Annotated in this window: 15 protein-coding genes and 2 tRNA genes; 1 reads left to right on the top strand and 16 read right to left on the bottom strand. The window is 60.3% G+C overall.

Features of this window, described 5'->3' with window-relative positions; genetic code table 11:
- Nucleotides 1-6: 6 nt before the first annotated feature.
- From L6418_RS02070 to sucC, 6 genes are all read right to left on the bottom strand, one after another.
- Nucleotides 7-831 carry a Stp1/IreP family PP2C-type Ser/Thr phosphatase gene (locus tag L6418_RS02070; protein ID WP_237247825.1) on the bottom strand — a complete coding sequence of 275 codons (825 nt, stop codon included), beginning with the start codon at nucleotides 829-831 and terminating at the stop codon, nucleotides 7-9.
- 43 nt (nucleotides 832-874) lie between these two features.
- Nucleotides 875-3,391: a CHASE2 domain-containing serine/threonine-protein kinase gene (locus tag L6418_RS02065; protein ID WP_237247824.1), complete on the bottom strand. Its 2,517-nt coding sequence runs from the start codon at nucleotides 3,389-3,391 to the stop codon at nucleotides 875-877.
- Nucleotides 3,392-3,489: 98 nt separating this feature from the next.
- Complete coding sequence (locus L6418_RS02060; protein WP_237247823.1) at nucleotides 3,490-3,915, bottom strand: universal stress protein; 426 nt, start codon at nucleotides 3,913-3,915, stop codon at nucleotides 3,490-3,492.
- A 13-nt stretch (nucleotides 3,916-3,928) separates the two neighbouring features.
- The gene (locus L6418_RS02055) at nucleotides 3,929-4,666 is read right to left on the bottom strand and encodes a TerC family protein (protein WP_237247822.1); all 738 of its coding nucleotides are present in this window, start codon (nucleotides 4,664-4,666) and stop codon (nucleotides 3,929-3,931) included.
- A gap of 2 nt (nucleotides 4,667-4,668) precedes the next feature.
- Nucleotides 4,669-5,550, bottom strand: coding sequence for a succinate--CoA ligase subunit alpha (gene sucD, locus L6418_RS02050; protein ID WP_237247821.1), 882 nt, complete (start codon nucleotides 5,548-5,550; stop codon nucleotides 4,669-4,671).
- Nucleotides 5,547-6,716 carry an ADP-forming succinate--CoA ligase subunit beta gene (sucC, locus tag L6418_RS02045; protein WP_237247820.1) on the bottom strand — a complete coding sequence of 390 codons (1,170 nt, stop codon included), beginning with the start codon at nucleotides 6,714-6,716 and terminating at the stop codon, nucleotides 5,547-5,549. The genes sucD and sucC overlap by 4 nt, the downstream gene beginning before the upstream one ends.
- Before the next feature lie 268 nt (nucleotides 6,717-6,984).
- Between sucC and L6418_RS02040 the strand changes: the two genes are divergently transcribed.
- Entirely contained in the window at nucleotides 6,985-8,280 is a 1,296-nt protein-coding gene (locus L6418_RS02040) for an NAD(P)-binding domain-containing protein (protein WP_237247819.1), read from the top strand.
- 49 nt (nucleotides 8,281-8,329) lie between these two features.
- Here L6418_RS02040 and L6418_RS02035 read toward each other — a convergent pair.
- From L6418_RS02035 to tolQ, 10 genes are all read right to left on the bottom strand, one after another.
- Nucleotides 8,330-8,405 (bottom strand) — tRNA-Thr (locus L6418_RS02035).
- Nucleotides 8,406-8,415: 10 nt separating this feature from the next.
- Nucleotides 8,416-8,491, bottom strand: a tRNA-Lys gene (locus L6418_RS02030).
- Between the two features lie 65 nt (nucleotides 8,492-8,556).
- Nucleotides 8,557-9,231, bottom strand: a complete 675-nt coding sequence (gene queC, locus L6418_RS02025) for a 7-cyano-7-deazaguanine synthase QueC (RefSeq protein ID WP_237247818.1) — start codon at nucleotides 9,229-9,231, stop codon at nucleotides 8,557-8,559.
- A 2-nt stretch (nucleotides 9,232-9,233) separates the two neighbouring features.
- Nucleotides 9,234-9,890, bottom strand: coding sequence for a 7-carboxy-7-deazaguanine synthase QueE (queE, locus tag L6418_RS02020; protein WP_237247817.1), 657 nt, complete (start codon nucleotides 9,888-9,890; stop codon nucleotides 9,234-9,236).
- A gap of 14 nt (nucleotides 9,891-9,904) precedes the next feature.
- Entirely contained in the window at nucleotides 9,905-10,675 is a 771-nt protein-coding gene (gene ybgF / locus L6418_RS02015) for a tol-pal system protein YbgF (RefSeq protein WP_237247816.1), read from the bottom strand.
- Between the two features lie 11 nt (nucleotides 10,676-10,686).
- Nucleotides 10,687-11,226 (bottom strand): peptidoglycan-associated lipoprotein Pal, encoded by a 540-nt coding sequence (pal, locus tag L6418_RS02010; protein ID WP_237247815.1) that lies wholly within the window; start codon nucleotides 11,224-11,226, stop codon nucleotides 10,687-10,689.
- A gap of 19 nt (nucleotides 11,227-11,245) precedes the next feature.
- Complete coding sequence (gene tolB / locus L6418_RS02005) at nucleotides 11,246-12,502, bottom strand: Tol-Pal system beta propeller repeat protein TolB (RefSeq protein ID WP_237247814.1); 1,257 nt, start codon at nucleotides 12,500-12,502, stop codon at nucleotides 11,246-11,248.
- Between the two features lie 11 nt (nucleotides 12,503-12,513).
- Entirely contained in the window at nucleotides 12,514-13,263 is a 750-nt protein-coding gene (locus L6418_RS02000; protein WP_237247813.1) for a TonB C-terminal domain-containing protein, read from the bottom strand.
- Nucleotides 13,260-13,679 carry a protein TolR gene (gene tolR, locus L6418_RS01995; protein ID WP_237247812.1) on the bottom strand — a complete coding sequence of 140 codons (420 nt, stop codon included), beginning with the start codon at nucleotides 13,677-13,679 and terminating at the stop codon, nucleotides 13,260-13,262. Before tolR ends, L6418_RS02000 begins: the two co-directional genes overlap by 4 nt.
- The gene (gene tolQ / locus L6418_RS01990) at nucleotides 13,676-14,353 is read right to left on the bottom strand and encodes a protein TolQ (RefSeq protein WP_237247811.1); all 678 of its coding nucleotides are present in this window, start codon (nucleotides 14,351-14,353) and stop codon (nucleotides 13,676-13,678) included. Before tolQ ends, tolR begins: the two co-directional genes overlap by 4 nt.
- Nucleotides 14,354-14,355: the final 2 nt, after the last annotated feature.

Here is a 14,355-nt window from a genome sequence, read left to right as displayed (position 1 = left end):
GTCACTTCAACTTTCGAACCAGGCACGCAGCTTCGCCCACCAACCCAATGGGGCGGAGAAACGTCCTTTCACCTTGACCAGAATGACCGACACATTATCACGTCCGCCATTATCGTTGGCCTGTTGCACCAGCTGCGTCGCGGCCAGCGGCAGATTGTTCTGCAGCATCTGCAGGGTCATGCCGATATCCTCGTCCTCGACCATATCGTTCAGGCCATCGGAACACAGCAGATAGATGTCCCCGACCTGCACCTCCAGCACCTGGATCTCCGGCACCACGTCGTCGTCGATACCGACAGCCCGTGTCACCAGGTTCTTGTTCTTCGACAGCCGCGCATCCTCCTTGCTGATCAGCCCGCCGTCTATCTGTTCCTGCAACAGCGAATGATCGCGCGTGACAGCCTCGAATGTGTCGCCGCGCAATCGATACATGCGCGAATCGCCCACATGTGCCACCGCCACGCGGTCATCGTAGAACAGCGCCGTGACGATGGTCGTCCCCATGCCGGCATATTGCGGCTGGCTCTGTGCGGCACGGAAGATGGACAGGTTGGCCTTCTTCACGTTGTCGCGCAGCAACGTCATCCCGAGCTCTTCGCCGGAATCGTCGAGCTGCTCCGGGCGGGCACCTTCCAGATGATGGCGCACCTCGCTGGACAGCACGGAAACCGCTATCCCGCTCGCCACTTCGCCGGCATTATAGCCGCCCATACCGTCCGCCAGCACCACCAATCCGATCTCGGCGTCGTAGGTGACGCTATCCTCATTGTGTGAGCGCACCATCCCCGGGTTGGTCTGGCTGACTATTTCAAGCGCATCTTTTATCTCCACGCACCACCCCTGAGAACGTCTTGTCGTTATTGCCCATGAACAGTTACAAGCTGGCCGCACATTTGCGCAACGCTTCAGCCATCTCACCGCCGCTTGCATAACGGTCTTCAATCTTCTTCGCCAACGACTTGTTGATGATGGCGACCACGCACGGCGGCAAGTCCGGATTGACACTCAGGATATCCGCATGCGGCTCGTTGGCGATACGGAACATCAACTGGGCCATGGAATCGCCCGCAAACGGGAGCTTACCACACGCCAGTTGGTACAAGCTCACCCCCAGCGAGAACAGGTCGGAATGCCCCTCGATCTTGACCCCGGACAGCTGCTCCGGCGACATGTAGGAGGGCGTGCCCAGCACCATGCCGGTTTTGGTCTTGGATGAGTCGGTGATGCGTGCGATGCCGAAATCGGTGACCTTTACCGTATCGGTTTCCGGATCGTACATGATATTGGCCGGCTTGATGTCCCGGTGCACCACGTTCAGGCCATGCGCGTAACCCAGCGCATCCGCCACACGCGCAATGATGCTCAGCACCTTGGGCAAGGGCAGCAGATTGGGCTGTTTGGTGTAGGGCACCAGATCCTTGCCTTTGAGGAACTCCATCGCGATATAGGCCAGGTCATGCTCCTCGCCGGCATCGTACATGGTGACGATGTTGGGATGGTTCAGGCGCCCCGCCGTCTCGGCCTCGCGGAAGAAGCGGGCCTTGACCTCTTCCAGTTCGTCCGCCTCGAACTCCTGCGACAGCGCCATGGTCTTGATCGCCACGACGCGGCCGATCTTCGGGTCCTTGCCCAGGTACACCACGCCCATGGCCCCCTTGCCCAGCTCTTTCTCGATCTCGTAGCGCCCCAGCATCGGTTTGGCCACATTCGCCCGATCCAGCTTCATCGTACTATCGTTGCTGCGCCCCGCAGAACCGCCCAGAATGACCGTTTCGGCCATCGCCCTGGATTGCACCAGCCGCGCTTCCAGATCGCGGAACTTCGGGTTGTGGTCGGCCATATACCTGAACACCGATTCGGCCTTGTTGAACTGGCGCTTGCGTTCGAAATCCAGCCCGAGGTTGTAAAGCACGTCCATCAGGCTATCGTCCAGCGGCACCTTGCGGAACTTGTCGAAAGCCATGTCCAGTTGGCCCTGCCCCTGGAACGCCAGTCCCAGCATGCGATTGCTCTCCGCCGAGTCCGCATCGGACTTGAGCTTGCCCTTCTCCGTCATCAGGAAGCGTTTGGTGGTCAACAACAAATGACCGACCAGCAACAGCGCGGTTGGCAACATCAGCTGCAGCCACATCGCCTGCGTCGTCATCAGGATGAAATGTGCCGCCAGCAGCAACGCGAACAAGCCGCCGGTGACGGCAGCCGCCACCCCCGCGCTCAGGCGCGGCACGAGCAGGATCAGGTACAACGAAACCACCAGAAAAACCGCGCTCTCGGCTGCGAAGCCCCATCTCGGCCGGACAAAAAAGTCCTGTTTGAGGATGCTGGACACCGAGTGCGCCAGCGTCAGTACCGGCGACATCCCGGCGGAGATCGGCGTCACTTGCGACGCCCCCACTCCTGCGGCAGTGGCCCCGATCAGCACAATCTTGTCGCGGTATTTCTCCGGCGGGATCTTCCCGCTCAGCACATCGTAAAACGAATCCACCTGGAAGGCTGGTTTGCCTTCGCGGTCACCGTAGAAGAAGGTATGCATGCGCAGCGCCGGATCGGTGGCGATGTTCTGATTGCCCAGCCTGACGCCCTGCCCCAGCGTCACCTTGATGTCTTTCGGTTCGAGATTCAGGCTCTTTGCTGCCAGCAGCAGCGACAGCGAGGGATAGTACTGATCGAAATATCCGACCACCAGCGGTTCCGTGCGTACCGCTCCGTCCACGTCGGGCGTCGCATTCAGGTGACCGGTGGCCAGCGCATTCGAACCCAGCACTGGGATCGGTATCTGTACGCCCAGCGCGGGGAGCGGCATGGACGCATCCACACCGCCCTGGATGTTGGTCAGATTGTTCTTCAGGATGTAGTCCGGCAATGGATTGTCCGGTTTGCCTTGCGGTTCGCCCAAGTCGAAATACATACCCAGCAGCACATCGTTAGCCTTGAGCATGCTTGCGGCCAGCTGCTGGTCGTTGTCCAGATGCAGCAAGGCGTCCTGCAGCAGCGCATCGAGCTGCGCCCACTCCGCCGGATTGCTGCGTTTCAGGGAAGAGTCGGCGAGCATCGCGCCGATCTTGTTGATATAGCCCAGGCCGGCATCGACTTGCGGCTCGAAAAAGAAAACGGTATTGCCGACCACCTTGGCCTGGCCTGCCGCCAGGATATCCAGCATCTTGCCCTGGATCGCGCGCGGCCAGGGCCAACGGCCCAAGTTAGCGATACTCTGGTCGTCGATGGCGATGATCGCGATCTTGTCGCTGGGAACGCGCGACGACGCCAGCACACCCCAGTCATAGGCTTTGCGCTCCAGGCTCTGGATCACATCGCTGTTGGCACCGAACAGGAACACTAATGCAATCAGCAAGGCGGTGAACCAGTCCGATTTCAAGAATGTTTTTCTCATATTCGCCCTGCCCGATTTACCAGCTCCCTGAGCACTCAGGGTCGAATACTAAAACAATTTTCAAAATCAAACCATACCTGTTTGATTTATCAGCCATTTCACTTTACCAGCAGCACCGGTATCCTGGCCAAATGAGCCACTTTGCTGGCCACCGAACCCAGCAACAAATCGGACAGGGTGTCTTGCCCGTGCGCACTGATCACGATCTGGTCGACCTGCTTCTCTTGCGCATATTGCACGATGGCCTCGGCCGGCGTTCCCACGCTGATGTGGTAGTTGTAGGCCAGGCCCGCCGCATCCAGCCTGGCACGGGCCTCGGCCAAGGCCGCCATGCCTTGCTCGCGGTAGTAATCGTTGATGGTGTCCTGACTGATGAACAGCTTGACGTTGCCGGATGCCAGCTTCCATTGCACGTTCAGCAGACACACCTGTGGAATTTCCTTGAGCCATGCCACACTGGCGATCACATGATCTACCGCGCGATTGGCGGCCTTGGAACCGTCTATGGGGATCAATACTTTCATCGTCTGCCTCCGTTCAGGATTTGTCGTGCGCAGCGGGCACTTGCTCATCCACCAGGTCCACCGCCCTCGCCGCGGCCGCCATGCGCAGCGCCAGCCATTTGCCGATTGCCAGCACCAGCACCGCGCATGCGCCCGGAACCAGCCAGTGCAACGCATGCTGCGCTTCCAGCATGGGCTTGAACAACGCCTCGCCGACCAGCATTTCGCCCGCCACATAACCGAGCAAGGCTCCGCCCGCATAGATGATGAATGGGAAACGGTCGATCAGCTTCAGCACCAGCTGGCTGCTCCAGGCGATCAACGGAATGCTCACCAGCAGGCCGAACACCAGCAGCATCGCATTGCCATGCGCGGCCGCCGCCACGCCGAGCACGTTGTCCAGGCTCATCACGAAATCGGCGATGATGATGGTCTTCACCGCCCCCCACAGGTGGGTGTCCGCCTTGACGCTACCCTCGCCGTGCTCTTCTTCCGGCAGGATCAGCTTGATGCCGATCCAGATCAACAAAAGCGCACCGACCAGCTTGAGATACGGCAACGACAGCAGGCTGACCGCGAAGAACGTCAACACCACGCGCAGCAGGATCGCCCCGGCCACGCCATAAGCAATACCCTTCTTGCGCTGGTCCGGTGGCAGGTTGCGGCAGGCCAGCGCGATCACCACCGCATTGTCGCCGGACAGCAGCAAGTCGATCACGATGATCTTGAATACATCCACCCAGAACTGGGCGCTCGACAACATTTCCAGCATCGTCAACCCTTCAATATTTTTTGCATCGTGCGCCCCATCTCGGCCGGATTGCGCGTGATGTGGATGCCGCACTCTTCCATCACCGCCAGCTTCTCGTTGGCGCCGCCCTGCCCGCCGGAGATGATCGCGCCGGCATGGCCCATGCGCTTGCCTTCCGGCGCGGTGACGCCGGCGATGAAACCGACCACCGGTTTCTTCATGTTGGCCTTGATCCAGCGCGCGCATTCCTCCTCGTCGCTGCCACCGATCTCGCCCACCATGATCACCGCGTCGGTCTCGGGATCGTCGTTGAACAGCCTCATCACGTCGATGTGCTTGAGGCCGTTGATCGGATCTCCGCCGATGCCGACGCAGGACGACTGCCCGTAGCCAAGCGCGGTGAGCTGCCCGACCGCCTCGTAGGTCAGCGTGCCGGAACGAGACACCACGCCGATGCGCCCCTTCTTGTGGATATGGCCAGGCATGATGCCGATCTTGATCTCGTCCGGCGTGATCAGGCCGGGACAGTTCGGCCCGATCAGCAAGGTCTTCTTGCCTTGCATCCTGTAGCGCGTCTTCAGCATATCGTGCACCGGGATGCCTTCGGTGATGCAGATCACCAAATCCAGTTCGGCTTCGACTGCCTCGTCGATGGCCGCGGCTGCACCCGAAGGCGGCACGTAGATCACCGATACGGTCGCGCCGGTTGCCACCTTGGCATCGCGCACCGTGGCATACACCGGGATGCCCTCGAACTGCTCGCCCACCTTCTTCGGGTTCACGCCTGCCACGAAGCAGTTGGCGCCGTTCGCATACTGCTTGCAATGGAAGGTATGGAACTGGCCGACCTTGCCGGTCATGCCCTGGGTGATGACTCTGGTGTTTTTACTAATGAGGATGCTCATTTCGCCCCCTTTGCCGCAGCCACGACCTTTTGTGCCGCATCCGCCATGTCGTTGCCGGAAATGATGGGCAAGCCGGAATCCGCCAGGATCTTCTTGCCCAGTTCCACATTGGTACCTTCCAGCCGTACCACCAGCGGCACGGCAAGATGCACCTCGCGCGCCGCCGCTACCACGCCCTCGGCGATCACGTCGCACTTCATGATGCCGCCGAAGATGTTGACCAGGATCGCCTTGAGGTGCGGATTCTTCAGCATCAGTTTGAATGCCTCAGTGACCTTCTCCTTGCTGGCACCACCGCCGACATCGAGAAAGTTCGCCGGGTTGCCGCCATACAGCTTGATGATGTCCATGGTCGCCATCGCCAGACCGGCGCCGTTCACTAGGCAGCCGATATCGCCGTCCAGCTGGATGTAGCTGAGCTCGAACTTCGACGCCTCGATCTCGGCCGGGTCTTCCTCATCCAGGTCGCGCAACGCGACGATCTCGGGATGGCGGTACAGCGCGTTGGAATCGAAATTGAATTTTGCGTCCAGCGCCAGCACACGATTGTCCGCGGTCAGCACCAGCGGATTGATCTCGGCCAGCATCGCGTCCTTTTCGACGAAAGCGCGATACAGGCCCTGCAACACCTTGACTGCGTCGGCGCTCGCCGCATCGGGAATGCCGATCGCGCGAGCCGTCTCAGCCGCCTCGGCCGCGGTCAGGCCAGTCGCGGGATCGATGCGCACGGTCCGGATCTTCCCGGGCGAACGTTTGGCGACCTCTTCGATCTCCATGCCGCCCTCGCTCGATGCCAGCAGGGCCACGCGCTGCGAGCCGCGATCCACCACCATGCCGACATAGAACTCCCTGGCGATCTGCGCACCTTCCTCGATCAGCAATCTCCTCACCACCTGCCCCTCCGGACCGGTCTGGTGCGTAACGAGATGCATGCCGAGAATCTGCTGCGCAAACGTGCGCACCTCATCCGGCGATTTCGCCACCTTCACGCCGCCGCCTTTGCCGCGACCACCCGCATGGATCTGCGCCTTCACCACCCAGACTTTGCCGCCCAATTCCTGCGCGGCAGCAACCGCTGCCTCGACGTTGAAACACGGCACTCCGCGCGGGGTGGGCACGCCAAACTCGCGCAATATCTCTTTACCCTGGTATTCGTGGATTTTCATGATGACTCCCGTTCGGAACGGGCAGAATTTACCAGACCGCGCACGAATGCGCAGGCATTTCAGCATGTGTGCAACCACTCCGCATCCACGCACACCGGATTTCAGGATGCACGCATGCAGAGATGGCGCATCGAATCCGAATTGAAAATTGTCACCTGCTGCCGGGCAACATAGAATGCCTGACAGTCATCGGATTATTGCCCGAACTTCCTGCAACGGCAGTCCTTAGCCGGACTGCGTTTTTACACACCGAGCCTGCCGCATCGCGATGAATATCGAATCCTTTACAATCTACCTGATCCCCATCCTGCTGATCCTGTTCCTGTATCTGCGCGGCAGGTATAAACATGAAGCTGCCGCCGTCGAAGTGTTCACCGAATCGATCGAAGCCGGATTGACCGAGCCATCGTCCCTGCACCCCGAGATCGACCCCAATCTGTGCATGGGAGCTGGCAGCTGCATCAGCGCCTGCCCCGAACATGCGATCGGCATGATCAAGGGCAAAGCGGTCCTGATCAACCCGACCCATTGCATCGGACACGGCGCTTGCGCACCGGCTTGCCCGCATAACGCAATCAAGCTGGTGTTTGGCACGGCCAAACGCGGCATGGACATCCCGCAGGTGGATGCCAACTTTGAAACCAATGTGCCCGGACTCTTCATCGCCGGCGAACTCGGCGGCATGGGCCTGATCCGCAAGGCTGCGACCCAGGGCATCCAGGCCATGGAATCCATCGCCAAACTCAAGGGCAGCAGCAACCCGTACGATGTTGTCATCATCGGCACCGGCCCTGCCGGCCTGGCGGCAACGCTCGGCGCGATCGAGAAAAAATTGCGCTATGTCACCATCGAACAGGAAACTGCGCTGGGCGGAGCGATCTTCCAGTACCCGCGCAACAAGGTCGTCATGACCGCACCGGTCAAGCTGCCCATCGTCGGGAAAGTGCACTTTCAGGAAGTCAGCAAGGAAAAACTGCTCGAGTTCTGGCAAGGAATCATCCAGAAGACCGGCATGAAGCTGAACTTCAACGAACGCATGGAGAATATCGAAAAGACCGGCAAAGGCTTCATCGTCAAGACCACCAAAGGTTCTTATGAGACCCGCGCAGTCCTCCTCGCCATCGGGCGCCGCGGCACCCCGCGCAAACTGGGGGTGCCCGGCGAAGACCTGCCGAAGGTCGTGTACCGCCTGATCGAGCCGGAGCAATACCGAAACATGCATGTCCTGGTGGTGGGCGGCGGCGACAGCGCGCTGGAAGCCGCCATGGCCATCGCCGAGCAACCGGGCACGACCGTCACGCTTTCCTATCGCAGCGATGCATTCGGACGCGGCAAACCGAAGAACCGCGACCGCCTGAAGGAGATGTCGGAAAAAGGCATGTTGACCGTACGCCTGAAATCGAACGTAAAGCTGGTCAACAAGGAAAAAGTCTTCCTGGAACAGGACGGAAAACTGATGCAGTTCCCCAACGATGCCGTCATCGTGTGTGCCGGCGGCATTTTGCCCACCCCTTTCCTCAAGCAGATCGGCGTGATCGTCGAATCCAAGTTCGGCACCGAGTAAGCTGCGGGAAATAAAAAAGCCTGCCCCTGGGCAAGCCTTTCTGTGCAACTGGTGCCGCCTATCGGATTCGAACTGATGACCTACCGCTTACAAGGCGGTTGCTCTACCAACTGAGCTAAGGCGGCGGTTTGAAACTGGTGGGTCGGGCGAGATTCGAACTCGCGACCAACGGATTAAAAGTCCGCTGCTCTACCGACTGAGCTACCGACCCCTCCCAAAAGGGAGCGCGCATTATACGGGTTTGACTTCGGGTGTCAAACGAGAGCCGGCCGTTGTCTATGCGCCGCGATAACGCGTGGAATCAGGCACTCCGGCAGACTGGAAGCCTTCGCGGCGCAACCGGCAGGAATCGCAGCGGCCGCAGGCACGGCCTTGCTCGTCGGCCTGGTAGCAGGAGACCGTGATCCCGAAATCCACCCCCAGGCGCACGCCTTCGCGGATGATCTCCCCCTTGGACAGATGCAACAGCGGCGCATGCAAGGTGAGCGGTTCGCCTTCCACTGCCGCCTTGGTCGCCAGGTTCGCCATGCGCTCGAATGCCGCCACATATTCCGGCCGGCAATCTGGATAGCCGGAATAATCCACGGCATTCACCCCGAAGAAGATGTCCTGCGCCTTCAGCACCTCGGCCCATGCCAGCGCCAGCGACAACATGATGGTATTGCGTGCAGGAACATAGGTTAGCGGAATGCCGCTGCTTGCGCTCTCGGGCACCGCAATGCGGGAATCGGTCAACGCCGAACCGCCGAATCCGGTGAGATCGATGTTCACCACACGATGTTCGCGCGCACCGAGTGCCTGCGCGACCTGCCGTGCCGCAGCCAGTTCGGCATGATGGCGCTGCCCATAGTCCACGCTTAACGCATAGCATTCGAATCCTTGTGCACGCGCCATCGCCAGCACCGTAGCCGAATCCAGTCCTCCCGACAGCAATACCACCGCTCGCTTCATCTTTAACGTCCCGCCTCGTTACCCCATAGCAACTTGTGCAGCTGCACCTGCAAACGCACCGGCAGATGGTCGCGCAATATCCATTCGGCAAGATCCCGGGGGGCCAGCTGACCTTGCGCCGGGGAGAACAGCACGGCACAGCGTCGGGCCAGCTGATGCTCCTGCACTACCTGTTTCGCCCATGCGTAATCCGCCTCGTCGCACAGCACGAACTTGATCTCGTCGCGGGAATCCAGGTGATCCAGATTGCTCCAGAGGTTCTTGGCCATTTCGCCGGAAGCCGGTGTCTTGATGTCCAGCACCGTCATCACCCGCGCATCCACGCCACTCACATCCAGGGCGCCGCCGGTCTCCAGCGACACCTCGTAGCCTGCATCGCAAAGGGCGCGCAACAGGGAAGGGCAATTCTTCTGCGCGAGCGGCTCGCCGCCGGTGACGGTGACAAAACGCGGCGCATGGCGCGCCACCTCGGCCATGATCGCATCCAGCGTCATGGTCTGCCCGCCGGTGAAAGCGTAGGTCGTATCGCAGTAGGTGCAGCGCAAAGGACAGCCGGTCAGGCGCACGAACACGGTCGGCAGTCCGACGCGGCTGGTCTCGCCTTGCAGGGAATAGAAAATCTCGCTGATGCGCAACGACTCGCTACTGTTATGAGACATCGCCTTCGGAGGAACTACTTGATAGTGGCAAGGCGTTTCTTCGCCTTGTCGGATGCATCGCTACCCGGAAACTGGGAAATGAGCTGCTTGAGGGTCTTCCTGGCCGCCGTCTTGTTCTTCAATTCCAGCTGGCACTCGGCGATATTGAGCATCGCCTCGGCGACGCGCGGGTGATCCTGGAACTTGCTGACCAGCGTCTCGTAACTGCTCAGACAGTTCTTGTAATCCCTCAACAGGAAATACGAGTTGCCCATCCAGTAACGGACATTGGCCTCATGCACGGATTGCGGATAATTCTTCAGGAAATCGCGGAACGCCGCAGCGGCGTTCTGGTAGTTCTCGTTTTTGTACAGCGTATAGGCCGCATCGAATGCACGGTTCTCGCCCAGCGGATCGGCCGACACATCCCTGGTACCGTCGCCGCGATCCGATGCGGCGGCTGTGGAATCGCCCGCCCCCGCCTCGATATGACGCAAACGCGTATCCAGATCGATGTAGAAATCCTTCTGGCGTTTTTCGGCATCCTGCAGGTCATGCGAGAATTCCTCGTTCTGACCGCGCAGCTTGCGCAATTCCGTATTCAGCGCTTCCATCTGCATCTGCAGATCGAGCGTGGAGCGGATAGCCTGCTCCTTGTCCGCCTCGGACGAGGCTAACGCCTTCTCCAGCTTGATGACACGCGCCTCCAGTTGCTGCACCTGCTTGCGCGCATCCTCGTCGGCAAACAACCCCGCCGAAGCGTGGCTGCTCGCAGCGCACAAACAGAGCAACAACCAGAAACGCATGGGCTTATTGCTTACTTGCTCAGATAAACGATGTCGGCACGACGATTCTGCGACCAGCACGATTCGTTATGCTCGGCGCAACGCGGCTTTTCTTCGCCGTAGCTGACCGTTTCGATCTGCGCTGCGCTCGCACCGGACAGAATCAGCATCTTCTTCACGTTGTTGGCACGACGCTGCCCCAGGGCCAGGTTGTACTCGGTGCTGCCGCGCTCGTCGGCATTGCCTTCCACACGAACCTTGACGTCCTTGTTCTTGCCCAGATATTCGCCGTGCTTTTGCAAGGTGGCACGATCCGCTTCTTGCACCGCATCGACATCGAACGGGAAGTACACGCTGCGCACTTCCGGTACGGCTGCCGCAGCGGCGGCAGCGGCAGCGGCGGCTGCATCGGCCGCAGAAGTGGTCTGCGCGGTTTGTGCGGTACCGGTGTCAGGTGCTGTCGTTTCTGTCGCGGCCGGAGCAGCAGGCGCGCTAGCCGTTTCTTTCGGCTTCTCGGTCGCGCAGGCGGCCAGCAGATTGACCAATAAAATGCTCAGGATAATTTTCTTCATCGCAATCTCCTAATATCTGTTATTTAAGGAAAGGTCCCCAGATCGGTTCGCGTATATCACCACGCTGAGCGACCATCTTTTGCTTCACTCTTCCATCGCTAGATACGGTCGCCAATATACCACGACCTTGCGACTCGGTTGCAAACAAGACCAGCTTGCCATTGGGCGCGAAACTTGGTTTCTTCTCCCATCCGCCGCCGGTCAACACCTGCATCTGCTGGTTCGCGAAATCCTGTACCGCAATATAGAACACGCCATCGACAAAGTGCGAGAACACGAAGCTCTTCCCATCCGGGCTGAAGCGCGGGGAAAAATTATTGGCGCCTTCGAAAGTCAATCGCTCGGCATGGCCGCCCTCTACCGGTACGCGATAGATCTGCGCGCTGCCGCCGCGATCCGAGGTGAACAACAGCAATTTGCCGTCCGGGGAAAACACCGGTTCGGTGTCGATCGTCTCGCTGAAGGTGATACGGCGCAGATCCTTGCCATCGCTGCGCACAATGTAGAGCTGCGAACTGCCGTCGCGCGACAGGACCATCGCGAGCTGTTTGCCATCCGGCGACCAGGCCGGCGCGCTGTTGCTGCCGGAGAAATCCGCCAGCACGCTGCGCTGGCTCGTCAGCAGCGATTGCACGAAGATCGTCGCATGGCCGCGCTCGAAGCTCACATAGGCGAGCTGGCTGCCGTCCGGCGACCAGGCGGGCGACATGATCGGTTCGTTCAAAGCCAGCAGGGTCTGTTCGCCGTAACCGTCGCTGTCGGCCACGACCAGCCGGTATCGCTTGCCTTCACGGTTCACATAGGCGATGCGGGTGCTGAATACGCCGGGACTGCCGGTCAGCTTCTCGTAGACCAGGTCGGCGATGCGATGTCCGATGGCGCGCACCTGCTCGTTCTTGGCGGTCACCGCCAGGCCGATAAGTTCCGTATGACGCACCATGTCCAGCAGGTGGAACCGCACCTCGGTACGGCCGCCGTCGACGGATCGCACCTGGCCGATGATCAGCGCCTCCACCCCCGGCCACTCGACGTAATTCACTGCGCCCGGTTCGTGCGGCACCTTGCCGGCGGGGTCGATCATCTTGAACAGGCCGGTGCGCAGCAGGTCGTTCGACACCACGCCGCTGACCGCCTGTGCGCCCATCTGTTCTTCCCCGGCGAAACGCACCAGCGAGATCGGGATCTGATGCTCGCCGGCCCCCGTGATCTCGATGGTCAGCTCAGCTCGCGCAGAACACGCAACACACAACAATAAAATGACACCCAACAAACGCATTGCACACCCTCCTAGGGTTTAATCGACAACTTTAATTCGCGGAACATCTTCTGCAGCGAAACGTCGTTCGGCACCGGCAGCGGTTCCGCCGACAGGATCGCGCGTGCCGCCGCATCGTCGTAGGCCGGAAAACCGCTGCTCTTCAGCAGCACCGGATCGTCCATCAGCATGCCATCCGGCAGCAAGGTGACCTTGAAGATCGCCTCGGCGCTGTCGGGCACGTCTGCCACGGCTTTCATCTTGCGCCGGATCTTGCTGCGTATCATGTCCTGGTAACGCTCGACCTGCGCCCGCGTCGCCGCACTCACTTCGGCACGGACCCGTTCCTGCTCGGCCTGCCGGATCTTCTCCGAATACGCTTCCAGTTCGCGCCGTTCCGCTTCCTGCCTGGCCTTGGCCGCCGCTTTCTGGTCATCCGGCTTGGCAGGTTTCTCTTTCGCCACGGACTTCTTGCTCTTCTTGTCGCGCACCTGAATATCCGCCTTCGCCGGCGGCAAGACGGGTGGTACGACCTTGGCCAGAGGCGCAGGTTCCACTTTGGCTGGTTGCGGCGGCGGAGGTGGCGGCGGTGCCGGCTCCTGCCTGGGAACGGGCGCGGCATCCGGCAGGCTGTCCCACATCTGCACCGTAAAGCTCTCCGGCGACTGCGATTGCCAGCGGACGCCGAAATACAGCAGCGCAAAGAACGCCACATGCACCATCAGCGCCAGTGCGCCGGCCGAGTAGCGATAGGGTTCGCGATACGACAGTGCGCTGCTCATCTGGTCTTGGTAAGCAACCCGATCTTCTTGATATGCTGCTGCTGCAAGGTTTCCATCACGCTCACCACTTCCTCATAGCGCACGCTCCTGTCGGCAGAGATCACCACCGGCTGCTCGGGATTCTTCGCCAGGCTCTGCTGCAACAGCGCGGACAGCTCATCGTGCGACACCGGGAACTCCACTCCGCCGCGGGCATGGTCGCGCAAGGACCAGGTCCTGTCCTTCTTGATGATGACCTCCAGCGGCGCAACCGACGGCGCCGACGACTTCCCCACACTGGGCAGGTCGATCTGTCCCGGATTCATCAACGGCGCAGTGATCATGAAGATGACCAGCAGCACCAGCATCACATCGATGTAAGGCACGACATTGATCTGGCTCATCTGTTGATGGGCGGCACGCCGGCCATAGCTCATGGCTGCCTCTGCAGGACATTGGAGAACTCCTCGATGAAGCTCTCGAAGCGGGACGACAGACGTGCGATGTCATAGGCATAGCGGTTGTAGGCCACCACCGCCGGGATCGCGGCGAACAATCCCATGGCCGTCGCCACCAGCGCCTCGGCGATACCCGGAGCGACCTGTGCAAGGGTCGCCTGACCGACGCTGGACAGGCCACGGAATGCGTTCATGATGCCCCACACCGTGCCCAGCAATCCGACATAGGGACTGACCGAACCGACCGTGGCCAGGAAGGACAGGTGCGACTCCAGATCGTCCATTTCGCGCTGGTAACGGGCCCGCATCGCGCGGCGCGTACCATCCATCACTGCAGCACTTTCCACGCCATGAGTCTTTTTCAGTTTGACGAACTCAGCAAAACCCGCCGCAAAAATGCGCTCCAGCGCCCCCACATCGCGCCGCGCCTGGCTGTTGGCCTGCTGATAGAGCGCATTCAGGTTCGGGTTGCCCCAGAACGCATCTTCGAATTCCACCGTCTGCTTGACGGCCGCCCTCACCCCGAACATCTTCAGGAAGATGTACCACCACGACATCAGCGACACCGACAGCAACAACCCCATCACCAGCTGCACCAGCACGCTGGCGTTGGCGACCAGATGAACGAACGACAAATCCTGGATCAGTTCCATGC

Origin of the sequence: Sideroxyarcus emersonii, from assembly GCF_021654335.1 — a bacterium.
Classification (GTDB): Bacteria; Pseudomonadota; Gammaproteobacteria; order Burkholderiales; family Gallionellaceae; genus Sideroxyarcus; species Sideroxyarcus emersonii.
The sequence above is the reverse complement of the archived record's forward strand: the minus strand, read 5'-3'. Positions and strand labels throughout refer to the sequence as shown.